Origin of the sequence: Sporosarcina sp. E16_3, assembly GCF_017347125.1 — a bacterium.
Taxonomy (GTDB): domain Bacteria; phylum Bacillota; class Bacilli; order Bacillales_A; family Planococcaceae; genus Sporosarcina.
Window position 1 is genome coordinate 79,401 of sequence record NZ_JADPRX010000003.1, and the last position, 19,837, is coordinate 99,237.

34 protein-coding genes are annotated in these 19,837 nt (G+C 43.0%); all 34 read right to left on the minus strand.

Annotated elements, in window-relative coordinates; translation table 11 throughout:
* Positions 1 to 52: 52 nt before the first annotated feature.
* The 34 genes from truA to I2483_RS04225 all read right to left on the minus strand — a co-directional run bounded on the left by truA (position 53) and on the right by I2483_RS04225 (position 19,710).
* Positions 53 to 799 (minus strand): tRNA pseudouridine(38-40) synthase TruA, encoded by a 747-nt coding sequence (truA, locus tag I2483_RS04060; RefSeq protein ID WP_207174061.1) that lies wholly within the window; start codon positions 797 to 799, stop codon positions 53 to 55.
* A gap of 13 nt (positions 800 to 812) precedes the next feature.
* Positions 813 to 1,610, minus strand: a complete 798-nt coding sequence (locus tag I2483_RS04065; RefSeq protein ID WP_186671455.1) for an energy-coupling factor transporter transmembrane component T family protein — start codon at positions 1,608 to 1,610, stop codon at positions 813 to 815.
* Positions 1,610 to 2,479: an energy-coupling factor ABC transporter ATP-binding protein gene (locus I2483_RS04070; RefSeq protein WP_186671454.1), complete on the minus strand. Its 870-nt coding sequence runs from the start codon at positions 2,477 to 2,479 to the stop codon at positions 1,610 to 1,612. Before I2483_RS04070 ends, I2483_RS04065 begins: the two co-directional genes overlap by 1 nt.
* Positions 2,455 to 3,300, minus strand: a complete 846-nt coding sequence (locus I2483_RS04075; RefSeq protein ID WP_186671453.1) for an energy-coupling factor ABC transporter ATP-binding protein — start codon at positions 3,298 to 3,300, stop codon at positions 2,455 to 2,457. The genes I2483_RS04070 and I2483_RS04075 overlap by 25 nt, the downstream gene beginning before the upstream one ends.
* 557 nt (positions 3,301 to 3,857) lie before the next feature.
* On the minus strand, positions 3,858 to 4,238 hold the full coding sequence (gene rplQ, locus I2483_RS04080; RefSeq protein WP_186671452.1) for a 50S ribosomal protein L17: 381 nt from the start codon (positions 4,236 to 4,238) through the stop codon (positions 3,858 to 3,860).
* A gap of 32 nt (positions 4,239 to 4,270) precedes the next feature.
* The gene (locus tag I2483_RS04085; protein WP_186671451.1) at positions 4,271 to 5,215 is read right to left on the minus strand and encodes a DNA-directed RNA polymerase subunit alpha; all 945 of its coding nucleotides are present in this window, start codon (positions 5,213 to 5,215) and stop codon (positions 4,271 to 4,273) included.
* 133 nt (positions 5,216 to 5,348) lie between these two features.
* Positions 5,349 to 5,738 carry a 30S ribosomal protein S11 gene (gene rpsK / locus I2483_RS04090; RefSeq protein WP_186671450.1) on the minus strand — a complete coding sequence of 130 codons (390 nt, stop codon included), beginning with the start codon at positions 5,736 to 5,738 and terminating at the stop codon, positions 5,349 to 5,351.
* Between the two features lie 25 nt (positions 5,739 to 5,763).
* Positions 5,764 to 6,129: a 30S ribosomal protein S13 gene (rpsM, locus tag I2483_RS04095; RefSeq protein WP_186671449.1), complete on the minus strand. Its 366-nt coding sequence runs from the start codon at positions 6,127 to 6,129 to the stop codon at positions 5,764 to 5,766.
* Positions 6,130 to 6,153: 24 nt separating this feature from the next.
* Positions 6,154 to 6,267 carry a 50S ribosomal protein L36 gene (gene rpmJ / locus I2483_RS04100; RefSeq protein WP_067204807.1) on the minus strand — a complete coding sequence of 38 codons (114 nt, stop codon included), beginning with the start codon at positions 6,265 to 6,267 and terminating at the stop codon, positions 6,154 to 6,156.
* 39 nt (positions 6,268 to 6,306) lie between these two features.
* On the minus strand, positions 6,307 to 6,525 hold the full coding sequence (gene infA, locus I2483_RS04105; protein ID WP_067204804.1) for a translation initiation factor IF-1: 219 nt from the start codon (positions 6,523 to 6,525) through the stop codon (positions 6,307 to 6,309).
* Between the two features lie 422 nt (positions 6,526 to 6,947).
* Positions 6,948 to 7,601, minus strand: coding sequence for an adenylate kinase (locus tag I2483_RS04110; RefSeq protein WP_186671448.1), 654 nt, complete (start codon positions 7,599 to 7,601; stop codon positions 6,948 to 6,950).
* Positions 7,602 to 7,656: 55 nt separating this feature from the next.
* On the minus strand, positions 7,657 to 8,949 hold the full coding sequence (gene secY / locus I2483_RS04115) for a preprotein translocase subunit SecY (protein ID WP_207174062.1): 1,293 nt from the start codon (positions 8,947 to 8,949) through the stop codon (positions 7,657 to 7,659).
* Positions 8,949 to 9,389 carry a 50S ribosomal protein L15 gene (gene rplO, locus I2483_RS04120; RefSeq protein WP_179392975.1) on the minus strand — a complete coding sequence of 147 codons (441 nt, stop codon included), beginning with the start codon at positions 9,387 to 9,389 and terminating at the stop codon, positions 8,949 to 8,951. Before rplO ends, secY begins: the two co-directional genes overlap by 1 nt.
* Positions 9,390 to 9,422: 33 nt before the next feature.
* Positions 9,423 to 9,605 carry a 50S ribosomal protein L30 gene (rpmD, locus tag I2483_RS04125; RefSeq protein ID WP_186671446.1) on the minus strand — a complete coding sequence of 61 codons (183 nt, stop codon included), beginning with the start codon at positions 9,603 to 9,605 and terminating at the stop codon, positions 9,423 to 9,425.
* Positions 9,606 to 9,619: 14 nt separating this feature from the next.
* A complete protein-coding gene (rpsE, locus tag I2483_RS04130; RefSeq protein WP_186671445.1) occupies positions 9,620 to 10,120 on the minus strand; it encodes a 30S ribosomal protein S5 in 501 nt (166 codons plus the stop codon).
* 22 nt (positions 10,121 to 10,142) lie between these two features.
* Positions 10,143 to 10,505, minus strand: a complete 363-nt coding sequence (gene rplR, locus I2483_RS04135) for a 50S ribosomal protein L18 (protein WP_186671444.1) — start codon at positions 10,503 to 10,505, stop codon at positions 10,143 to 10,145.
* 33 nt (positions 10,506 to 10,538) lie between these two features.
* Positions 10,539 to 11,078 (minus strand): 50S ribosomal protein L6, encoded by a 540-nt coding sequence (gene rplF, locus I2483_RS04140; RefSeq protein ID WP_186671443.1) that lies wholly within the window; start codon positions 11,076 to 11,078, stop codon positions 10,539 to 10,541.
* A 30-nt stretch (positions 11,079 to 11,108) separates the two neighbouring features.
* Complete coding sequence (rpsH, locus tag I2483_RS04145) at positions 11,109 to 11,507, minus strand: 30S ribosomal protein S8 (protein ID WP_186671442.1); 399 nt, start codon at positions 11,505 to 11,507, stop codon at positions 11,109 to 11,111.
* Positions 11,508 to 11,537: 30 nt separating this feature from the next.
* On the minus strand, positions 11,538 to 11,723 hold the full coding sequence (locus tag I2483_RS04150; protein WP_067204781.1) for a type Z 30S ribosomal protein S14: 186 nt from the start codon (positions 11,721 to 11,723) through the stop codon (positions 11,538 to 11,540).
* A 19-nt stretch (positions 11,724 to 11,742) separates the two neighbouring features.
* Complete coding sequence (rplE, locus tag I2483_RS04155; RefSeq protein ID WP_186671441.1) at positions 11,743 to 12,282, minus strand: 50S ribosomal protein L5; 540 nt, start codon at positions 12,280 to 12,282, stop codon at positions 11,743 to 11,745.
* A gap of 26 nt (positions 12,283 to 12,308) precedes the next feature.
* A complete protein-coding gene (rplX, locus tag I2483_RS04160; RefSeq protein WP_186671440.1) occupies positions 12,309 to 12,620 on the minus strand; it encodes a 50S ribosomal protein L24 in 312 nt (103 codons plus the stop codon).
* 36 nt (positions 12,621 to 12,656) lie between these two features.
* Entirely contained in the window at positions 12,657 to 13,025 is a 369-nt protein-coding gene (rplN, locus tag I2483_RS04165; RefSeq protein WP_186671439.1) for a 50S ribosomal protein L14, read from the minus strand.
* A 39-nt stretch (positions 13,026 to 13,064) separates the two neighbouring features.
* Positions 13,065 to 13,331: a 30S ribosomal protein S17 gene (gene rpsQ, locus I2483_RS04170; RefSeq protein ID WP_186671438.1), complete on the minus strand. Its 267-nt coding sequence runs from the start codon at positions 13,329 to 13,331 to the stop codon at positions 13,065 to 13,067.
* 17 nt (positions 13,332 to 13,348) lie between these two features.
* Complete coding sequence (gene rpmC, locus I2483_RS04175; RefSeq protein ID WP_025783856.1) at positions 13,349 to 13,549, minus strand: 50S ribosomal protein L29; 201 nt, start codon at positions 13,547 to 13,549, stop codon at positions 13,349 to 13,351.
* Positions 13,539 to 13,973, minus strand: coding sequence for a 50S ribosomal protein L16 (rplP, locus tag I2483_RS04180; RefSeq protein ID WP_186671437.1), 435 nt, complete (start codon positions 13,971 to 13,973; stop codon positions 13,539 to 13,541). The genes rpmC and rplP overlap by 11 nt, the downstream gene beginning before the upstream one ends.
* Before the next feature lie 2 nt (positions 13,974 to 13,975).
* The gene (gene rpsC / locus I2483_RS04185) at positions 13,976 to 14,638 is read right to left on the minus strand and encodes a 30S ribosomal protein S3 (protein WP_186671436.1); all 663 of its coding nucleotides are present in this window, start codon (positions 14,636 to 14,638) and stop codon (positions 13,976 to 13,978) included.
* A 3-nt stretch (positions 14,639 to 14,641) separates the two neighbouring features.
* Positions 14,642 to 14,986 carry a 50S ribosomal protein L22 gene (gene rplV, locus I2483_RS04190; RefSeq protein WP_186671435.1) on the minus strand — a complete coding sequence of 115 codons (345 nt, stop codon included), beginning with the start codon at positions 14,984 to 14,986 and terminating at the stop codon, positions 14,642 to 14,644.
* A 21-nt stretch (positions 14,987 to 15,007) separates the two neighbouring features.
* Positions 15,008 to 15,286: a 30S ribosomal protein S19 gene (rpsS, locus tag I2483_RS04195; RefSeq protein ID WP_186671434.1), complete on the minus strand. Its 279-nt coding sequence runs from the start codon at positions 15,284 to 15,286 to the stop codon at positions 15,008 to 15,010.
* A 60-nt stretch (positions 15,287 to 15,346) separates the two neighbouring features.
* Positions 15,347 to 16,177, minus strand: coding sequence for a 50S ribosomal protein L2 (gene rplB / locus I2483_RS04200; protein ID WP_207174063.1), 831 nt, complete (start codon positions 16,175 to 16,177; stop codon positions 15,347 to 15,349).
* Positions 16,178 to 16,223: 46 nt separating this feature from the next.
* Positions 16,224 to 16,508 carry a 50S ribosomal protein L23 gene (gene rplW / locus I2483_RS04205; protein WP_186671432.1) on the minus strand — a complete coding sequence of 95 codons (285 nt, stop codon included), beginning with the start codon at positions 16,506 to 16,508 and terminating at the stop codon, positions 16,224 to 16,226.
* Positions 16,508 to 17,131 (minus strand): 50S ribosomal protein L4, encoded by a 624-nt coding sequence (gene rplD, locus I2483_RS04210; RefSeq protein WP_186671431.1) that lies wholly within the window; start codon positions 17,129 to 17,131, stop codon positions 16,508 to 16,510. Before rplD ends, rplW begins: the two co-directional genes overlap by 1 nt.
* A gap of 25 nt (positions 17,132 to 17,156) precedes the next feature.
* Positions 17,157 to 17,786 (minus strand): 50S ribosomal protein L3, encoded by a 630-nt coding sequence (gene rplC, locus I2483_RS04215; protein WP_186671430.1) that lies wholly within the window; start codon positions 17,784 to 17,786, stop codon positions 17,157 to 17,159.
* A gap of 43 nt (positions 17,787 to 17,829) precedes the next feature.
* On the minus strand, positions 17,830 to 18,138 hold the full coding sequence (rpsJ, locus tag I2483_RS04220; RefSeq protein WP_067204744.1) for a 30S ribosomal protein S10: 309 nt from the start codon (positions 18,136 to 18,138) through the stop codon (positions 17,830 to 17,832).
* Positions 18,139 to 18,387: 249 nt separating this feature from the next.
* Positions 18,388 to 19,710: a Na+/H+ antiporter family protein gene (locus I2483_RS04225; RefSeq protein ID WP_207174064.1), complete on the minus strand. Its 1,323-nt coding sequence runs from the start codon at positions 19,708 to 19,710 to the stop codon at positions 18,388 to 18,390.
* Positions 19,711 to 19,837 lie beyond the last annotated feature (127 nt).

Below are 19,837 nucleotides of genomic sequence, written 5' to 3' on the forward strand. Positions count from 1 at the left end.
GAATCCCACATTAAGTCAAGCGATTCCTCTAAATACGCCAGGAAAAGTTGCCTCAGTCCCTGTAGCTCACTTCTTCTAGATACAAACCGTGTGATGGCGCGGTTTTGACGTTCGCTTTACGACTGCAAGATTCAAGTATTTGCTTGACGTCTGCCGGTGTTTTCCAGCCGTTTCCCACAACAAGAAGCATACCTGCAATGCTTCTAACCATATTATATAAAAAGCCGTTTCCTTCAATTGTCATGATGAGATGATCGCCTTTTTTTTCGAGTGTCAGCAGCCTCACCGTTCTGACTTTATTGGAAGTAGCAGTTTTTGATGAACAGAAACTGGTGAAATCATGCGTCCCAATTAAATAGGCAGCAGCTTCTTTCATCGCCTGAATATCGGGGTGCGACCTGCCAAGATGAACGGAAAAATTACGCTCAAACGGACTATGCACTTCGTTATAGGACCACTTATAGACATACGTCTTGCCAGTAGCAGAATAACGAGCATGGAAATCTTCGCTAACATATTCAACTTCAACCAACCGGATATCTGTAGGCAAAAGAACGTTCAACGCGAGCTTCCATCGATCTATCGGCAAGTTCAGTGGCGTATCAAAGTGAATCACTTGGCCATTTGCGTGAACACCCGAATCCGTCCTGCCGCTTGCGACCGAAAAAACCCCGTTATTTTTATGCATCTTCACTAACGCTTTATCAATTTCCAATTGCACCGTTCGCATACCCGGCTGTATCTGGTAACCAGAAAAAAGAGTACCATCATATGACACTGTCGCTTTAACACGTTGCATGTGTATTTACCTCCTATGCCCTAAGCAGGAAAAGGACGACAACCAAAGCGGCAAGCAATACCATTATCGTGGTATCACGCCAATGCCACTTCAGCTGTCTGTACCTTGTCCTCCCCTCACCTCCGCGATAGCCACGGACCTCCATGGCGACTGCAAGGTCTTCGGCGCGTTTGAACGCACTCACAAAGAGAGGTACGAGCAAAGGAATCACTGCACGAATTCGTTGCTTAATGGAGCCGGTACTAATGTCCGAACCCCTCGCCAATTGCGCCTTCAATATCTTATCCGTTTCATCCATCAAAGTGGGAATGAAGCGTAGGGAAATTGACATCATTAGCGCAAGCTCATGAACAGGCAATTTCAATCGCTTGAAGGGCCCCAGCAAGTCTTCCATCCCATCCGTAATTGAAATCGGCGATGTCGTCAACGTCAAGATAGACGTCAGCAAAACCAATACAAGAAAACGAATGGAAATGAAAATCCCTTGCCTTACCCCTTCCTCATATATCTTAATGAACTTCCAATCAACAAGAAGTGCTCCTTCTTTGGTAAAAAAGATATGCATGAGCAGCGTGAAAATAATCAAGAATAGTATTGGTTTTAATCCGTTAAACAAAAAATACAACCGAATCCTTGAACTTAAGATAACGAGTAACGTAAATCCTAACAACACAGCATAGGTTATTGTATTATTTGCTAGGAATACTCCAATAATGAAAAGAAAAACAAATGACAGCTTCGAACGAGGGTCGAGCTTGTGGACAAATGAATTGCCAGGAATATAACGTCCAAAAATCATCTTTTCCAACATTAACGGCCACCTTCTTCCTTAGCGGCAAATGCAATTGCCTTCGCAAGCTGAGCTTCCGTTAATGCCAACCCCTGAAGAGGACGACCAATTAATTTCTCTACGTCACGTTGAAACTTCACCGAGCGTGGTAGGCCTAATCTAAAGGACGTCAGCTTCTTTTCATCAGCAAACACTTCCTGCGGCGTACCGGACATGACGGAACTGCCATTATGCATAACGATAATATTATCCGCATAACGTGCAGCATCCTCCATACTATGTGTCACAAGAATTGTCGTCAGTTTTTCTTCTACATGAAGACGATTGAAAAGCTCCATAATTTCAAGCCGCCCTCGCGGATCAAGTCCCGCTGTCGGCTCGTCCAAAACGAGTACAGACGGTTTAAACGCAAGAACACCCGCAATCGCAACCCGTCGCATCTGCCCTCCTGAAAGGTCGAAAGGTGACTGCTGGGCAACCTCTGGAGGTAGTCCCAGCAATTCTATCAGTCGATGTGCCCGTCTCCTTGCCTCTTCTTCAGGTACACCAAAGTTCATAGGACCGAACATAATATCTTTTTCAACAGTCTCTTCAAAAAGCTGATGCTCCGGAAACTGAAAAACGATACCTACATGCCTTCGGACCTCTTTTAGTCCTTTCGCTTTCGTGCCTGCAGTAATCGTTGTATCTCCGATTTTTACAATACCTTCTGAAGGCTTTAACAAACCATTCAGATGCATAAGAAGTGTCGATTTTCCTGATCCGGTATGTCCAATAATTGCAGAATAAGAGCCGGAACGTATCGTTGCATCCACACCCTGCAATGCCCTTTTCTCAAAAGGAGTATCTTTACCATACAAATACCCTACTTGCTGAAGTGAGATGTCCATAATTCATTCACCAACTCTTCTTCCGTCATATGCTCACCAACAAGCTCCATCCCATTTTCCCGTAACAAACTGGAAACTCTTAAAGCGAATGGCAAGTCCAAACCAATTTCCTCAAGTTCATTTCCCCGAGCAAATATCTGCTCCGGCGTACCAACCGTCAGAACTTTCCCTTTGTTCATGACAATAATACGATCTGCCAACAGCGCCTCTTCCAAATCATGTGTAATCGAAATGACAGTGAGGCCCGTCTTACGCTTTAATTCTTCAACTAAGTGAATGACTTCATTACGTCCCTGTGGATCAAGCATCGACGTCGCCTCATCCATAATAAGAAGCTTAGGATGTAAAGCGAGCGCTCCAGCTATTGCAACTCGTTGCTTTTGTCCGCCCGAGAGATGGTGAGGCTCCTGGTCGAGGAAATCACTCATCTTTACCTGTGCAAGTGCATCATTAACGCGAGTCACCATTTCTTCGAAGGGTACTCCACTGTTCTCTAGCGCAAATGCAACATCATCTTGAACTGTCGAACCAACAAACTGATTATCTGGATTTTGAAAAACAAAACCCATTTGTGAACGAATTTCCCATATATTGTCCTCGGTCAGTTTTTCAATAAACACATTAACGTTCCCTTCTTCCGGGAACAAGAGTCCAATCATCAATTTTGCAAGTGTCGACTTACCGGAACCATTATGGCCAACAATAGCAATCCATTCGTCTTCTTGTACCGTAAACGACACGCCATCGACTGCTTTCTTTGCTACCTCGTCCTCAGAGTCATAAGAATAAGACACATTATCCATCGACAGAATTTCCTTCATCGCCTACCACCTCCAGCTACATTCGCATTATGTATACCACGAAGGATCCCCTGCAAATTGCCAAGGAATCCTTTTTAGAAAAGCGCAAGGCGCCGTTCAGCCCCGATAGGCATAAGACGATTTGCGAGGAGGTGTAATTCAGCCCCCACAGCAAAACGGCTTATGACCCAATAGGTTGGCGCCTGGAGCCTAGATATCATATTAAGTAGAAAACTTATATTTACTTATACATTGAAAAGTCTGGACATTATTTTTGGATAAAAAAAAGCGCGCACCTCATCCGAAGAAATGCGCTCATATCTATGACTGGTACCAGGTGCTCAATCCGGTACCGCGGATGAGGTGCGTAGAGCTAGACCAGTGCGGTATTAACCGACGATCATAACACTCAGCTTTTAAAGTTGTCGTATAAATTTTTAAAAAAAGGGTGCGGCTCTGGGTACGCCAGACACACCCTTTGAAGACTTAATCAATTACACCTCGACGAAATTGCGCCCAAACTTTGAATAGAGCGTGCTCAATTCAAAATCGGTGGCATCCACCGGAGGCTTTAATTTTTAAACGAGTTCGATTACAACGACAGGTGCTCCGTCGCCGCGACGAGGTCCCATTTTCATGATACGTGTATATCCACCCTGACGCTCAGTGTAGCGTGGAGCAACATTATCAAAAAGTTTCTGGATTGCGTAGATTTCATTCTCGTTGCCTTCACCGTCTGTCACTGTAACCAGTTCGCGACGGATGAATTGTGCAACTTGACGACGTGCATGCAAGTCTCCACGTTTACCAAGCGTAATCATTTTCTCAACAACTGAACGCAATTCTTTCGCACGAGCTTCTGTCGTTTGAATACGTTCGTGTACGATAAGATCTGTCGCTAGGTCGCGTAGCATTGCTTTACGTTGTGAACTTGTACGTCCAAGTTTTCTGTATCCCATAGAAGTTTCCCTCCTTCACTCTATAAATTCGCTCAATCTTCGGTGCGTAACACTAGGTTAAGCTCGTCCAATTTCGCTTTCACTTCTTCAAGTGATTTACGTCCAAGATTTCGTACTTTCATCATTTCGTCCTCTGACTTGCTAGCAAGTTCAAGAACTGTATTGATGCCTGCACGTTTTAAGCAATTATAAGATCTAACTGAAAGATCAAGTTCCTCAATAGTCATCTCGAGTACTTTCTCTTTCTGATCTTCCTCTTTTTCTACCATGATTTCTGCAGTTTGTGCTTCATCTGTCATACCGACAAATATATTTAGATGTTCAGTTAGGATTTTTGCCCCAAGTGAAACAGCTTCTTTAGGACCGATGCTACCATCTGTCCAAACATCAAGTGTTAACTTATCGAAGTTCGCCATTTGGCCAACTCGAGTGTTCTCCACTTGGAAGTTAACGCGTGAAACCGGAGTGTAAATAGAGTCGATTGGAATAACGCCAATTGCGAGATCCTCACGTTTGTTTTGATCAGAAGGTGCGTAACCACGTCCACGTACTGCATACATGCGCATGCGCAAGTGTCCGTTTTTACCAAGAGTCGCGATTGGAAGTTCAGGATTCAACACTTCTACGTCACTATCATGTGTAATGTCCGCAGCTGTGATGACTCCTTCGCCTTTAACGTCTATCTCAATCACTTTCTCTTCATCTGAATAGATTTTGAGAGCCAGTTTTTTTACGTTCAAAATAATTGATGCGACGTCTTCGACGACACCTTCAATTGTAGAGAACTCATGAAGCACACCGTCAATCTGAATAGATGTAACAGCAGCTCCTGGCAGTGAAGATAGAAGAATGCGGCGCAGGGAGTTCCCTAACGTGTTTCCATATCCGCGTTCGAGTGGTTCGATAATAAACTTACCGAACTTGATGTCTTCGCCGATCATAATTGTTTCAATCTTCGGTTTCTCAATCTCGATCATTCATTTACCCTCCTTCAAAACATCAATGTATAGGCCGTTCCATATTGAAATCGATTTTCATAGACGGCAAATTGCAATCGCACAATCATTGTTGACAAAAATTGTGTTTCTCAATCATATGGAGAAGAAGCCATTATACACGACGGCGTTTTGGCGGGCGGCATCCGTTATGTGGAACCGGGGTAACGTCTCTGATTGCAGTAACTTCAAGACCAGCAGCCTGTAATGAACGAATTGCTGCTTCACGTCCAGCACCTGGACCTTTAACAGTAACTTCCAATGTTTTCAGACCGTGCTCCATAGATGTTTTTGCAGCTGTTTCAGCAGCCATCTGTGCAGCAAAAGGAGTTGATTTACGAGAACCCTTAAAGCCTAGTGCTCCTGCACTTGACCAAGATATTGCGTTCCCTTGCATGTCAGTGATTGTAACAATTGTATTATTGAACGTCGAACGGATATGTGCAATACCGGATTCAATATTCTTTTTCACACGACGTTTACGAGTTTGCTGTTTACGTGCCATGTTAAGAAGATACCTCCTTTACCTATTATTTTTTCTTGTTCGCTACTGTCCGTTTAGGACCTTTACGAGTACGTGCGTTGTTTTTCGTGTTTTGTCCACGAACAGGTAGTCCGCGACGATGACGGATACCACGGAAGCTACCGATTTCCATCAAACGTTTGATGTTAAGGGAAGTTTCACGTCGAAGGTCACCTTCAACTTTAAGCGTGTCCATTTGTTCACGGATTTTATCAAGCTCCGCGTCAGTAAGATCGCGTACCCGTGCATCCTCAGATACTCCAGCTGCCGCCAATACTTTTTCAGCAGTAGTTTTTCCGATTCCGAAAATGTAAGTTAATGAAATGACTACGCGCTTATCGCGCGGAACGTCTACACCAGCAATACGTGCCATATATATTGTGCACCTCCTTCAGAATTAGCCTTGTCTTTGTTTATGTTTTGGATTTTCACAGATTACCATTACTCGGCCGCGTCTGCGAATAATTTTACATTTTTCGCACATCGGTTTTACAGATGGTCTAACTTTCATCTTACCCAACCTCCTTCAGTATTCCGGAGTTACAAAAATTTATTTGAAACGGTATGTGATACGACCGCGTGTTAAATCATAAGGCGAGAGTTCCATTGTCACTTTATCGCCAGGTAAAATACGGATAAAGTGCATACGAATTTTGCCTGATACATGCGCAAGAATTGTATGGCCGTTTTCCAGCTCTACTTTAAACATTGCGTTTGGCAGTGTTTCTAGTACGGTTCCTTCAACTTCAATTACATCATCTTTCGCCATCAACCCAGTCTCCCTTCTATATCCAATAAAGGTTCTCACCATCGAGCGGCATCAGTCGCCTTTAAAGCTTCCTTCAACATATGTCCGGATTGCATGAGTGATGTTCGAAAGAGGTCTGCCACATTCCGTTTTCCTTAAGCCCGTCCTCGACTACTCGTTATGGAAAATCGCGTCGAAATGGACCCGACTGTCCAGAATGCCGTGGATGAGTTCCCAGTTGCGCTATACAGGACTCTCCACGAAATCCATTATACCTACCTAAGCAAGAAAATGCATTTACTCTGTTTCAGATCCTGTACGGCAAAAAATCATCTAGTTGTTATACCGGGCATCATATGCTTTTGCAGCTCGTTGAAACGTTTTTCAATACTTCAATGCTATACTGCCCAAAAACAGCGTATAATATCTAAGTTTGAAAAGGATTATTGTCCGCTTCCTTGCAGAATAACGTCCAGGTCCTTGAAAACGTCTTTGATGTCTTTTTGTCCATCGATATTTACCAACACCTCTTTGGAATCGTAAAACGCCAAGAGTGGTGCAGTTTGGTTCATATTTACTTCCAGACGGTTCGTGACAGTTTCCGGATTGTCATCGGCTCGCTGATAAAGCTCTCCGCCATCCTTATCACATTTACCTTCAACCTGTGGAGGATTAAAAAGCAAATGATAGGATGTACCGCAAACTTTACAGATGCGGCGGCCTGTCAGCCTCGCAATAAGTTCTTCTTTTTCGACTTGGATATTGAGAACATGCTCAATTTTCCGACCCATGTCAGCCAAAAGTTGATCAAGTGCTTCAGCTTGTGGAACTGTACGCGGGAAACCATCGAGTAGAAAACCATTATCGCAATCGGATTTGCTTAATCTTTCACGAACAATTCCGATTGTCACTTCATCAGGGACAAGTGCTCCCTGATCCATGAACGATTTTGCTTTGACTCCAAGTTCCGTGCCTTCTTGAATAGCAGCACGGAACATATCGCCTGTAGAAATATGAGGGGTTCCGTACTTTTCGACAATTCTGTCTGCCTGTGTACCTTTACCGGCTCCTGGCAGACCCATTAATACGATATTCATACGTGTTGCACTCCCATTCATATTCATATCCCGAAGAGATGAACCTTCGTGATTATTACTTCATGAACCCTTTATAATGCCTTTTCACAAGTTGTGATTCAAGTTGTTTCATCGTTTCAAGGGCAACCCCGACGACGATGATCAAACTTGTTCCTCCAATTTGCGCAGACTGTGGAAGGTTTGCGATATTGATAAAGAATATCGGCATGACAGCCACTGTAGCGAGGAAAATCGCCCCTACAAATGTCAGTCTATATAAAGTGCTCGTAAGGTAACTTTGTGTATTTTGTCCTGGACGGATGCCCGGGATATATGCGCCTTGCTTCTTCAAATTATCCGCAATATTCTCCGGATTCACCTGGATGAATGCGTAGAAGTATGTGAATGCAATGATCAGTATCAGGTAAAATACCATTCCAATCGGTTTCGTATAATCGAAAACGTTTGTAATTGTAGTTGTTACACTGTTAGTGCCAAAGAAGGTCGCTATTGATTGTGGTGTAATAAAAAATGCAGAAGCAAAGATTACCGGGATAACCCCTGCAGCATTAAGTTTCAATGGCAAGTGTGTCTGTTGGCCTGCAGTCGTTGGACCTCGTCCAGTGACACGTTTCGCATATTGAATCGGAATTTTCCGTAGTGCTTCTTGGAAATAAATAATTCCGACAGTAATCGCAATGACCAAGACAAGTAGAAGAGCCATAACCGCCAGTTTAATAAACAGTGCGTCGCCCGCATCTTGAATCTGTGTTGCGTAAAGTTGGTTGACTGCATTCGGGATTGCTGCGACGATACCTGCAAAGATAATTATGGAAATACCATTCCCAACACCTTTTGCTGTAATCTGTTCACCAAGCCATAAAAGAAATGCAGTTCCTGCCGTCAATACGATCGCGATAATCACATATGTCGAAACACCGTCGTCTTTTATCAGCGTACCACCATACATTTGGTTAAAACCAAATGACATTGCGATTGCTTGAATAAAGGCTAGGATTATTGTGAAATACCTTGTGAACTGTGCAAGTTTCCGTCTTCCAACGTCTCCTTGTTTCGCCCATTCAGTAAATTTAGGTACGACATCCATCTGCAATAATTGCACGATGATAGATGCAGTGATGTAAGGCATGATTCCCATTGCAAGGATTGAGAAATTTGCAAGGGCACCCCCACCAAACACGTTCAGTAGACCAATAAGGTTGTTATCAGTTTGCTGTAGTGCAGTTGCGTCAACGTTTGGGACTGGAATAAAAGTTCCTAGTCTGAAAACAATGAGTACCAGTAGTGTGTAAAAGATTTTAGACCGTATATCTTTTACTCGCATAAAATTGGCGATCGTCTGGAACATTAAACCACCTCGGTCTGTCCGCCCGCTTTCTCGATTGCTTCTTTAGCAGAAGCAGAGAATTTGTGAGCTTTGACAGTGATCTTTTTCTCAAGAATTCCGTTACCCAGAATCTTAATACCTGATTTAGCATTGCTCACGATGCCTGATTCAATTAGTAGCTCAGGCGTAACTTCAGTACCCTCGTCGAAACGATTAAGTGTGTCTAGGTTTACGATTGCATAATCCTTACGGTTGATGTTCGTAAAACCACGTTTAGGAAGTCTTTGGAAAAGTGGAATTTGTCCACCCTCGAATCCAAGACGTACGCCACCACCCGAACGGGAGTTTTGTCCACCGTGACCTCTACCAGAAGTTTTACCAAAACCTGAACCGATTCCGCGACCAATACGCTTACGCTTAGTACGTGAACCTTCAGCAGGCTTCATAGTGTGTAATTTCATCTCATTGGCACCTCCTTATTCAAAAAATCGTAATTATAGTTCTTTAACTGTTACTAGGTGGTCTACTTTGTTGATCATGCCGCGAATTGCAACATTATCTTGGTGTTCGACCATTTGGTGTAATTTGCGAAGTCCAAGGGCTTCGACAGTTTTACGTTGTACAGGCTTAGAGCCGATAACGCTTTTTGTAAGGGTAACTTCAAGTTTATTCGCCATTGTGTTTCCCCCCCTTAACTATACAGTTCTTTCAAGGATATACCGCGCAACTTAGCTACGTCTTCAGCGCGTTTTAAACTTGTTAATCCTTCGATTGTTGCACGAACCATGTTAATTGGTGTGCTTGAACCAAGGGATTTTGAAAGGATATCAGTGATGCCTGCAAGTTCAAGTACCGCACGGACTGGTCCGCCGGCAATTACTCCAGTACCAGGAGCTGCTGGTTTGATGAGGATTTTTCCTGCACCAAAATGTCCAAGAACTTCGTGTGGAGTTGTTCCTTTGACCATTGGCACAACGATCAAATTCTTCTTCGCATCTTCGATAGCTTTACGGATTGCATCCGGAACTTCTTGTGCTTTACCAGTACCGAAACCAACACGGCCATTTTTGTCTCCGACAACAACGAGAGCAGTGAAACGGAAACGACGTCCGCCTTTCACAACTTTAGCTACGCGGTTAATGGTAACTACGCGTTCTTCGAATTCGCTTTTATTCTGATCATTACGACGCATGAAATGTGTACCTCCTTTTTAATTAAAATTCCAGACCGTTTTCACGTGCTGAGTCTGCAAGAGCTTTCACACGGCCGTGAAATAGGTATCCGCCACGGTCAAATACTACTGACTTAACGTCCTTTTCAACAGCTTTTTTTGCGATCATCTCGCCGACTTTTACTGCTGCTGCAGTGTCTGCTTTGGATTCAGATCCGAAATCTTTTTCCATTGAAGAAGCACTTACAATCGTTACTGCATTCACGTCATCGATCAACTGAGCATAGATATGCTTGTTTGAACGGAATACGTTTAGGCGTGGACGAGCTGCAGTCCCGCTGATTTTACGACGTACACGTGCATGACGTTTCTTACGAGTAGCATTCTTATCATTTTTCGTAATCATCGTGATCACTCCTTCCAGATGCCTTAAGCGGCATTATTTACCAGTTTTACCTTCTTTACGACGGACAATTTCACCTTCGTAGCGAATTCCTTTGCCTTTATACGGCTCTGGCGGTCGTACTTGTCTTATGTTCGATGCAAGGGCGCCAACGCGCTCTTTGTTGATACCACGAACAGTAATCTTAGTGTTAGTAGGAACCTCAACTTCGATTCCTTCTTCTGGTGTAAATTCAACTGGGTGAGAGAAACCAATGTTCAACACTAATTTCGGACCTTGAAGTGAAGCACGGTAACCTACACCGACTAGTTCAAGTTTGCGTTCGAAACCTTGAGAAACACCAACCACCATATTGTTGATAAGTGAACGAGTCGTTCCATGAATAGAACGGTGTTCTTTCGATTCAGAAGGACGGATCAAAGTGATCACGTTGTTCTCCTGTTCGATTTTAATATCCTTGTTAAATGTGTTTGTAAGTTCGCCTTTAGGACCTTTAACTGTAATGAAGTTACCTTCTGCGATAGTAACAGTCACGTTTTCAGGTACCTCAATCGGCTTTTTGCCAATACGGGACATTCAATTGCACCTCCATTCATTTGTTACGAATTACCAGACGTAAGCTACTACTTCTCCGCCTACTTGTTTAGCACGCGCTTCTTTGTCTGTAAGTACACCATTTGATGTAGAAACGAGGGCTATACCAAGACCGTTCAAAACTTTAGGTACTTCGCTAGTTTTAGCATAAACACGAAGACCTGGTTTTGAAATACGCTTAAGACCAGTAATAACACGCTCGTTATCTTGACCATATTTAAGGAAAATGCGGATGATACCTTGTTTGTTATCTTCTACATATTCAACATCGCGTACGAAACCTTCACGTTTCAAGATTTCTGCAATTTCTTTTTTCATGTTTGAAGCAGGTACTTCAAGCTTCTCGTGACGAACCATATTGGCGTTACGGATGCGTGTAAGCATGTCTGCGATCGGATCACTCATTGTCATTACATTTACCTCCTTCCCAAATTTAGGGGTTTACCAGCTGGCTTTTTTGACGCCAGGAATTTGTCCCTTATACGCTAGTTCGCGGAAACAAATACGGCAAAGCTTGAATTTCCGGTATACAGAATGCGGACGACCACAACGCTCGCAGCGTGTGTATGCCTGAACCGCGAATTTCGGTGTGCGTTTTTGTTTAGCAATCATTGATTTTTTAGCCACGTTTACGCCTCCCTCTTATTTACTTTTGGAACGGCATGCCGAACTGCGTTAATAACTCATGTGCTTCTTCGTCCGAGTTTGCAGTCGTAACGATGACGATATCCATACCGCGTATTTTAGAAACTTTATCATAATCAATTTCAGGGAAAATTAGTTGTTCTTTTACGCCTAGCGTATAGTTACCGCGACCGTCGAATGCTTTTTTAGAAACACCACGGAAGTCACGTACACGGGGTAATGAAACCGAAATCAGTTTATCTAGGAATTCATACATACGCTCACCGCGTAGTGTAACTTTCGTTCCGATAGGCATGCCTTCACGGAGACGGAATCCTGCGATTGATTTCTTCGCTTTTGTAACAACAGGCTTTTGACCTGAAATAATTGTTAACTCTTCCACTGCCGCATCTAGTGCTTTCGTGTTTTGAACAGCATCACCAACACCCATGTTAATGACGATTTTGTCGACTTTTGGTACTTGCATAACTGATGTATATTCAAACTTGCTCATAAGAGCAGGAGTGACTTCGCTTTTAAACTTGTCTTTTAAACGGCTCATCTGATGGACCTCCTTTCATCCGTTACTTATTTATCCAGCAATTCTCCGGATTTTTTCGCAACACGAACTTTTTTGCCATTTTCGATCTTGTATCCTACACGAGTAGGCTCGCCTGTCTTAGGATCGATCACCATGACGTTTGATACATGGATAGCTGCCTCTTGGCTGATAATTCCACCTTGAGGATTTTCCTGGTTAGGTTTCGTATGTTTCTTGACGATGTTAACACCTTCAACAAGCACACGGTCCTTTTTAGGGAAAGCAACTAGGATCACACCGGTTTTACCTTTGTCTTTACCTGTGATTACCATAACTTTATCGCCTTTTTTAACATTCATTCTGTCGCACCTCCTTGATTTGGCACTATCATGTGATTAAAGAACTTCAGGAGCAAGTGAAATAATTTTCATGAAGTTGCTATCACGAAGTTCGCGAGCAACCGGTCCGAAAATACGAGTTCCACGTGGGCTCTTGTCGTCACGGATAATAACACAAGCATTTTCATCAAATGTAATGTAAGTTCCGTCTTTACGGCGTACTCCGCTCTTCGTGCGAACGATAACAGCCTTGACAACTTCACCTTTTTTGACAACACCACCTGGCGTTGCTTTTTTAACTGTTACTACAACTACATCACCGATGTTTGCTGTTTTACGGCCTGAACCGCCTAATACCTTAATAGTAAGTACTTCACGAGCGCCTGAGTTGTCGGCGACTTTCATACGACTTTCCTGTTGGATCATTGAGGCTACCTCCTCCCGGATTTATATCTCCGAACGTTATTAAATGATGACCGCTGTTTCGACTACTTCAAGCAGACGAAAACGTTTTGTTGCCGATAATGGACGAGTTTCCATAATGCGAACAACATCACCGATTTTCGCTTCATTCAGTTCATCGTGGGCCTTGAATTTCTTAGAATATTTTACACGTTTACCGTATAGTTTGTGTTTCTTTTGTGTTTCGATCATTACAGTTACTGTTTTATCCATTTTGTCGGATACGACACGGCCTGTATACACCTTGCGCTGGTTACGTTCCTCAGTCATGGCTGCAACCTCCTTCATCAGTTATTTGCACTGATTTCTCTTTGACGTATTACTGTTTTCATGCGCGCAATCGATTTACGTACTTCTCGGATGCGTGCAGTGTTTTCTAATTGACCTGTCGCTAATTGGAAGCGTAGGTTGAAAAGCTCTTCTTTCAGTGATTTCACCTTTTGCTCAATCTCTGCAGTTGTTAAGTCACGGATTTCATTAGCTTTCATTAGATTCACCACCAATTTCTTCACGTTTTACAAACTTAGTTTTAATAGGAAGTTTGTGAGATGCTAGGCGAAGCGCTTCACGCGCAACTTCCTCCGAAACACCTGCTATTTCGAACATAATACGACCAGGTTTAACAACTGCTACCCAGCCTTCTACAGCACCTTTACCGGAACCCATCCGGACTTCAAGAGGCTTCTTCGTATATGGTTTGTGCGGGAATATATTAATCCATACTTTACCGCCACGTTTCATGTAACGTGTCATTGAAATACGTGCTGCTTCGATTTGACGGCTTGTAATCCATGCCGCATCAAGCGCTTGTAGACCGAATTCGCCGAATTGAACTGTTGCTCCGCCTTTTGTAGTACCGCGCATTTTACCACGGAATACACGACGATATTTAACTCGTTTAGGCATTAACATAATTAGTTGCCTCCTTCCTCAGAGTTCTTCTGTTTCTTCACTGGAAGGACTTCTCCACGGTAAATCCATACTTTAACGCCAAGCTTACCAAATGTAGTATCTGCTTCAGCATGCGCATAATCAATATCTGCACGTAATGTATGGAGAGGAACAGTACCTTCACTGTAATGTTCCGACCGAGCGATGTCAGCACCGCCAAGACGTCCCGAAACCTGTGTTTTAATACCTTTAGCGCCTGAACGTATAGTACGTTGAATTGCTTGTTTTTGTGCACGACGGTAAGATACGCGAGTTTCTAATTGACGAGCAATTGACTCTGCAACTAGTTTAGCGTCAAGATCTGCACGTTTAATTTCGATGATGTTGATGTGAACGCGTTTACCAGTAATATCGTTCAGTTGTTTACGAAGTACTTCAACTTCAGTACCACCTTTACCAATAACCATTCCTGGCTTAGCAGTGTGGATGCTGACGTTAACACGCTTTGCAGCACGTTCAATTTCAATTTTAGAAACAGAAGCTTCTAAAAGACGTTTTTCAATAAATTCACGGATTTTGATATCTTCGTGCAAGAAAGTCGCATAGTCTTTTTCTGCAAACCATTTAGACTCCCAGTCGCGAATGATACCGACCCGTAAACCGTTAGGATGTACTTTTTGACCCACGGATTATCCCTCCTTCTTTTCAGATACCACTAATGTGATGTGGCTTGTACGCTTGTTAATCGCACTCGCGCGTCCTTGTGCGCGTGGTCGGAAACGTTTCATAGTCGGGCCTTCGTCAACGAATACTTCGCTTACGAATAGGTTTTCGACATTCATTTCGTAGTTATGTTCAGCATTTGCAATCGCTGATTTCAAAACTTTTTCTACAACCGGAGATGCCGCTTTAGGCGTCAGGCGTAGAATAGCTATTGCTTCACCGATTTTTTTGCCTCGGATAAGATCAACGACCAAACGGACTTTGCGAGAAGCAATACGGACTGTGCGGGCGGTAGCTTTTGCTTGTTGCATCAGAAATAACCTCCTCTCAAATTAACGTTTTGTTTTCTTATCGTCGGCGCCATGACCTCTGTATGTGCGCGTCGGAGCGAATTCACCAAGTTTATGACCTACCATATCTTCAGTTACATAGACAGGAACGTGTTTGCGTCCGTCGTATACAGCAATTGTCATTCCGATGAATGTCGGGAAGATTGTTGAACGGCGTGACCAAGTTTTGATAACCTGTTTTTTCTCGGAATCCTTTTGTGCATCAACCTTCTTCATAAGATGATCGTCTACAAATGGTCCTTTTTTCAAGCTGCGGCCCATGTTGGAACCTCCCTCCGTGTTTGTACTACGGTCCAATCGTTGAACCGCAGTGCATTAAAATTATTTCTTACGGCGACGAACAATAAGTTTGTCGGATTTGTTGTTTTTCTTACGTGTTTTATATCCAAGCGTCGGTTTACCCCATGGAGTAACTGGTGATTTCATACCGATACCAGTTTTACCTTCACCACCACCGTGTGGGTGATCGTTAGGGTTCATTACAGAACCACGAACTGTTGGGCGTTTACCCATCCAACGTGAGCGTCCTGCTTTACCAATATTGATAAGTTCGTGTTGCTCATTACCAACTTGACCAACTGTCGCGCGGCATACTGCAAGAATCATGCGAACTTCTCCAGATTGAAGACGTACAATTACGTACTTACCTTCACGGCCAAGTAGTTGTGCAGAAGTTCCTGCTGAACGTACTAGTTGTCCGCCTTTTCCTGGTTTCATTTCGATGTTATGGATTGTAGTACCCATTGGAATGTTTTCAAGTGGAAGTGAGTTACCCACTTTGATATCTGATTCTGGGCCTGACATAATTGTTGCTCCAACTACAAGACCTTTTGGAGCGAGGATGTAACGTTTCTCTCCGTCTACGTAATTGATTAGAGCAATGTTAGCTGAACGGTTTGGATCGTATTCGATCGTAGCAACGCGTCCTGGTATGCCATCTTTCCGGCGTTGGAAATCGATGACACGGTATTGGCGCTTGTGGCCTCCACCATGGTGACGAACAGTAATCCTACCAGTGTTGTTACGGCCGCCTTTCCGCTTAAGCGGTGCAAGCAATGATTTTTCCGGTTTGTCAGCAGTAATCTCAGCAAAATCGGATGTAGTCATGTTACGGCGTCCGTTGGAGGTAGGTTTGTATTTCTTAATCGCCATTTGTGTTCCCTCCTTCATATAATTAGATATCTATTAGTTGTTAAACTTAAACTTCGAAAAGTTCGATGTCTTTTGAGTCAGCAGTTAGTGTAATAATCGCTTTACGGCGTTTATTCGTATAACCAGAGTGCTTGCCCATACGCTTAAGTTTACCTTTGTAATTCTGTACGTTCACTTTATCAACTTTAACACCGAAAACTTCTTCGATAGCTTGCTTAATAAATGTTTTATTAGCGCGCGTGTCAACTTCAAAAGTGTACTTTTTGAATTCCATTTGTTCAGAAGTACGCTCGGTAATGACCGGACGTTTAATAATATCACGTGCTTCCATTAACCTAGCACCTCCTCTATTTTTTGAACTGCTGCTTTAGTCATGACAAGCTTGTCGTGACCGATAAGATCAAGTACGTTAATACCTGATGCAGTTACGACACTGATTCCAGGGATGTTACGTGCAGACAAAGCTAAAGTTTCATCTAGGTCAGCAGTTACGATCAACGCTTTTCTGTTAATCGAAAGATTAGCAAGCACTTGGATGAATTCCTTTGTTTTTGGTGCATTGAATGTTAGTCCTTCTAGAACGATAACATCTTCTTCGCGAACTTTCGTAGAAAGAGCTGAAAGAAGAGCCAATCTGCGGACTTTCTTCGGTAATTTGTAGCTATAGCTTCTTGGAGCTGGACCAAATACGATACCGCCTCCACGCCATTGTGGTGATCGGATTGAACCTTGACGGGCACGACCTGTACCTTTTTGGCGCCATGGTTTACGTCCGCCACCAGCTACTTCCGCGCGAGTTTTTACTTTATGGTTACCTTGACGCAATGAAGCACGTTGTTGGACCAATGATTCGAATAAGACAGCTTCATTCGGCACGATACCAAAGATTGCTTCATTTAGTTCGATTTCTCCGACAGAAGTTCCTGCCTGATTTAATACGGATACTTTAGGCATTCCTGTTTCCTCCTTTCTTTAGTAGTCAGTTTCCTTTGATAGCGCTACGCACTTGTAGAAGTGATTTGCGTGATCCAGGAACGTTACCTTTAACTAGTAGCAAGTTGCGTTCAAGATCAACTCGTACAATTTCAAGGTTTTGAACTGTTACTGTTTTGCCACCCATACGACCTGGCATTTTTTTACCTTTGAATACACGTTGAGCGTCAACAGATCCGATTGAACCTGGTGCGCGGTGATGACGTGATCCGTGGGTCATAGGTCCGCGTGAATATCCGTGACGCTTGATAACACCCTGGAACCCCTTACCTTTTGATGTACCAGTGATGTCGACGATATCGCCTTCAGCAAAAGTATCAACTTTGACTTCTTGACCAACTTCGTAGCCACTAACGTCTAATTCGCGGAATTCGCGAATGAAGCGCTTAGGTGCAGTATCAGCTTTTGCAACGTGCCCTTTTTCAGGTTTGTTAGCAAGCTTTTCGCGTTTATCTTCAAATCCGATTTGGATTGCTTCATAGCCGTCCGTTTCAGTTGTTTTCTTTTGAAGAACAACGTTTTGTCCAGCTTCAATCACAGTTACCGGGATAAGATCTCCGTTTTCAGCAAAAATTTGCGTCATACCGAGTTTTCTTCCCAAGATTCCTTTGGTCATTTAGTCCACCTCCTGAATTAATGTGTGTTGTATTTAGTATCGATTAAAGTTTGATTTCAATGTCAACGCCTGATGGTAAATCGAGTTTCATTAAAGCGTCGACAGTTTGTGGTGTCGGATTAACGATATCGATTAGACGTTTATGAGTACGCATTTCGAACTGCTCGCGCGAATCTTTGTATTTATGCACCGCACGAAGAATCGTGTAGACAGTTCTTTCAGTCGGTAGTGGAATCGGACCCGATACACTAGCACCCGAACGTTTTGCTGTTTCTACGATTTTTTCAGCTGATTGATCAAGAATTCTATGATCATATGCTTTTAAACGAATACGAATCTTTTGTTTTGCCATTATTTTCCCTCCCTTGCGCCTATTTTGTTATAGACATTCTCCACGAAAATTTCCCACACACATGCCATGGCAAAGCGGCCTGGTGTGTCGGCAACCTCTCGCTTCATCGCAGTCAAAGACCAACATTTAATATTATACCATAAAAAAAGAATAACGCAAGTATTTTGGCGAAATCCTTTTCTCAACTTTATTATTATAATTCTTTTTACCGCTCATTGCAAGTCCGAGACTAAAATCCCGGACTATTAATTACTGATTAAAGAACATTACTGTTGCCCAGCCAAACAGCAACAATGGAATGTTGTAGTGAATGAACGTTGGCACACATGTATCCCATATATGATTATGTTGTCCATCGACAGCAAGTCCCGCGGTTGGTCCAAGTGTAGAATCAGATGCAGGTGAACCAGCGTCACCTAGAGCCGCTGCTGTTCCAACAAGTGCGATGGTGGCTAACGGACTGAATCCAAATGCCATGCTAAGTGGTACAAAAATCGATGCAATAATCGGGATTGTGGCGAATGATGAACCAATGCCCATTGTAACGACCAATCCAATAAGTAACATAACTAAGGCTGCCATTCCTTTATTATCCCCAAGAGCAGAGCTTGCATATTCTACCAACGAGACAATATGACCTGTCTCTTGAAGTACTGCAGCAAATCCATTCGCCGCAATCATAACAAATCCTACAAATGCCATCATACGCATTCCTTCATTGATTAAACCGTCAGCATCTTTCCACTTAAGCGCTCCGGTAATATACAAAATTCCAATACCAGTAACCGCACCCGCAATCATAGACTGCGTCGGTATTTGCACAGTAAGTGTGCCAATAAGCGCTAGTATTGTAAAGACAATATTACGAGTTTTAACAACTACCACTTCTTCAGAGATTTCTACTTGCTTATCCGCATACTCTCTCGGCTTACGATAAGAGAAGAAAATTGCAATAAGAAGACCTACGAACAGACCAAGTACAGGAAGTGCCATTGCTTTTGGTATGTCCGCCATATCAATTGCCATACCCGCTGCAGCCATTTGATTCGCAAGAATTTCATGAAAGATGAATCCGTATCCATATGGAAGCAAGATATAAGGTGCTGTTAATCCGAATGTAAGAACGGATGCAATAAGACGACGATCTATTTTCAACATATTCAAGACATGTAAAATTGGCGGAACCAATAAAGGTATGAATGCGATATGGATCGGAATAAGGTTTTGTGAGAATAAAGCCATCACAAGAAGCATTAAGACAATCAGGACTTTTCCAAGAGCGGTACGATCAGGCTGTCCTTCTTTCTTCACAATCCGTAACATAGCCGCCACAAGCAGTTGCGGAATGCCCGTCTTCGATATAGCTAATGCAAATCCACCTAGCAAAGCATAACTAAGCGCAATCGTCGCACCATTACCAAGCCCACCAGTAAACGAAGTAATCGTCTCACTAAACGATAAGCCTCCTGTAAATCCTCCCACAATTGCACCTGCAACAAGCGCTAATACAACGTTCACTCGTAATAAACTTAAAGCCAACATAACGACAATGGCAATAATAACCGCATTCATTTGTATTCCCCCTATAATTTGTTTCTTTATCCAGCTAAAGTGGTGAAGCATTGTTATTAAGATAGCAGAGGGGAATTCTTCTGTCAATGATTTTTTTCATAGCACCAAATCCAAGGATCAAAATGAG

Excerpts from the sequence above, each read along its gene's own strand:
- rpmD (WP_186671446.1), bottom strand. The coding sequence starts at position 9,605 with ATGGCGAATAAACTTGAAGTTACCCTTACAAAAAGCGTTATCGGCTCT.
- rpsQ (WP_186671438.1), bottom strand. The coding sequence starts at position 13,331 with ATGACTGAGGAACGTAACCAGCGCAAGGTGTATACAGGCCGTGTCGTA.
- rplF (WP_186671443.1), bottom strand. The coding sequence starts at position 11,078 with ATGTCCCGTATTGGCAAAAAGCCGATTGAGGTACCTGAAAACGTGACT.
- rplX (WP_186671440.1), bottom strand. The coding sequence starts at position 12,620 with ATGAATGTTAAAAAAGGCGATAAAGTTATGGTAATCACAGGTAAAGAC.
- I2483_RS04085 (WP_186671451.1), bottom strand. The coding sequence starts at position 5,215 with ATGATCGAGATTGAGAAACCGAAGATTGAAACAATTATGATCGGCGAA.
- rplE (WP_186671441.1), bottom strand. The coding sequence starts at position 12,282 with ATGAGCCGTTTAAAAGACAAGTTTAAAAGCGAAGTCACTCCTGCTCTT.
- rplC (WP_186671430.1), bottom strand. The coding sequence starts at position 17,786 with ATGACCAAAGGAATCTTGGGAAGAAAACTCGGTATGACGCAAATTTTT.
- truA (WP_207174061.1), bottom strand. The coding sequence starts at position 799 with ATGCAACGTGTTAAAGCGACAGTGTCATATGATGGTACTCTTTTTTCT.
- I2483_RS04225 (WP_207174064.1), bottom strand. The coding sequence starts at position 19,710 with ATGAATGCGGTTATTATTGCCATTGTCGTTATGTTGGCTTTAAGTTTA.
- rpmJ (WP_067204807.1), bottom strand. The coding sequence starts at position 6,267 with ATGAAAGTTAGACCATCTGTAAAACCGATGTGCGAAAAATGTAAAATT.
- rplV (WP_186671435.1), bottom strand. The coding sequence starts at position 14,986 with ATGCAACAAGCAAAAGCTACCGCCCGCACAGTCCGTATTGCTTCTCGC.
- rplQ (WP_186671452.1), bottom strand. The coding sequence starts at position 4,238 with ATGGGATACAGAAAACTTGGACGTACAAGTTCACAACGTAAAGCAATG.
- rplN (WP_186671439.1), bottom strand. The coding sequence starts at position 13,025 with ATGATCCAACAGGAAAGTCGTATGAAAGTCGCCGACAACTCAGGCGCT.
- rpsK (WP_186671450.1), bottom strand. The coding sequence starts at position 5,738 with ATGGCACGTAAACAGCAAACTCGTAAACGTCGTGTGAAAAAGAATATT.
- rplD (WP_186671431.1), bottom strand. The coding sequence starts at position 17,131 with ATGCCTAAAGTATCCGTATTAAATCAGGCAGGAACTTCTGTCGGAGAA.
- rpsS (WP_186671434.1), bottom strand. The coding sequence starts at position 15,286 with ATGGGCCGCAGCTTGAAAAAAGGACCATTTGTAGACGATCATCTTATG.
- rplB (WP_207174063.1), bottom strand. The coding sequence starts at position 16,177 with ATGGCGATTAAGAAATACAAACCTACCTCCAACGGACGCCGTAACATG.
- rpsJ (WP_067204744.1), bottom strand. The coding sequence starts at position 18,138 with ATGGCAAAACAAAAGATTCGTATTCGTTTAAAAGCATATGATCATAGA.
- rplO (WP_179392975.1), bottom strand. The coding sequence starts at position 9,389 with ATGAAATTACACACTATGAAGCCTGCTGAAGGTTCACGTACTAAGCGT.
- I2483_RS04070 (WP_186671454.1), bottom strand. The coding sequence starts at position 2,479 with ATGGACATCTCACTTCAGCAAGTAGGGTATTTGTATGGTAAAGATACT.
- rplR (WP_186671444.1), bottom strand. The coding sequence starts at position 10,505 with ATGATTACGAAAAATGATAAGAATGCTACTCGTAAGAAACGTCATGCA.
- rpmC (WP_025783856.1), bottom strand. The coding sequence starts at position 13,549 with ATGAAAGCTAATGAAATCCGTGACTTAACAACTGCAGAGATTGAGCAA.
- I2483_RS04110 (WP_186671448.1), bottom strand. The coding sequence starts at position 7,601 with ATGAATATCGTATTAATGGGTCTGCCAGGAGCCGGTAAAGGTACACAG.
- rplP (WP_186671437.1), bottom strand. The coding sequence starts at position 13,973 with ATGTTAATGCCTAAACGAGTTAAATATCGTCGTGTATTCCGTGGTAAA.
- rpsM (WP_186671449.1), bottom strand. The coding sequence starts at position 6,129 with ATGGCACGTATTGCTGGTGTAGACGTTCCGCGCGATAAGCGCGTAGTC.
- I2483_RS04065 (WP_186671455.1), bottom strand. The coding sequence starts at position 1,610 with ATGTTGGAAAAGATGATTTTTGGACGTTATATTCCTGGCAATTCATTT.
- rplW (WP_186671432.1), bottom strand. The coding sequence starts at position 16,508 with ATGGAAGCACGTGATATTATTAAACGTCCGGTCATTACCGAGCGTACT.
- rpsE (WP_186671445.1), bottom strand. The coding sequence starts at position 10,120 with ATGCGTCGTAATGATCAGAATAAAAGCGAATTCGAAGAACGCGTAGTT.
- secY (WP_207174062.1), bottom strand. The coding sequence starts at position 8,949 with ATGTTCCAGACGATCGCCAATTTTATGCGAGTAAAAGATATACGGTCT.
- rpsH (WP_186671442.1), bottom strand. The coding sequence starts at position 11,507 with ATGACAATGAGTGATCCGATCGCAGACATGCTTACACGCATCCGTAAC.
- infA (WP_067204804.1), bottom strand. The coding sequence starts at position 6,525 with ATGGCGAAAGATGATGTAATTGAAGTTGAAGGAACCGTACTAGAAACA.
- I2483_RS04075 (WP_186671453.1), bottom strand. The coding sequence starts at position 3,300 with ATGAAGGAAATTCTGTCGATGGATAATGTGTCTTATTCTTATGACTCT.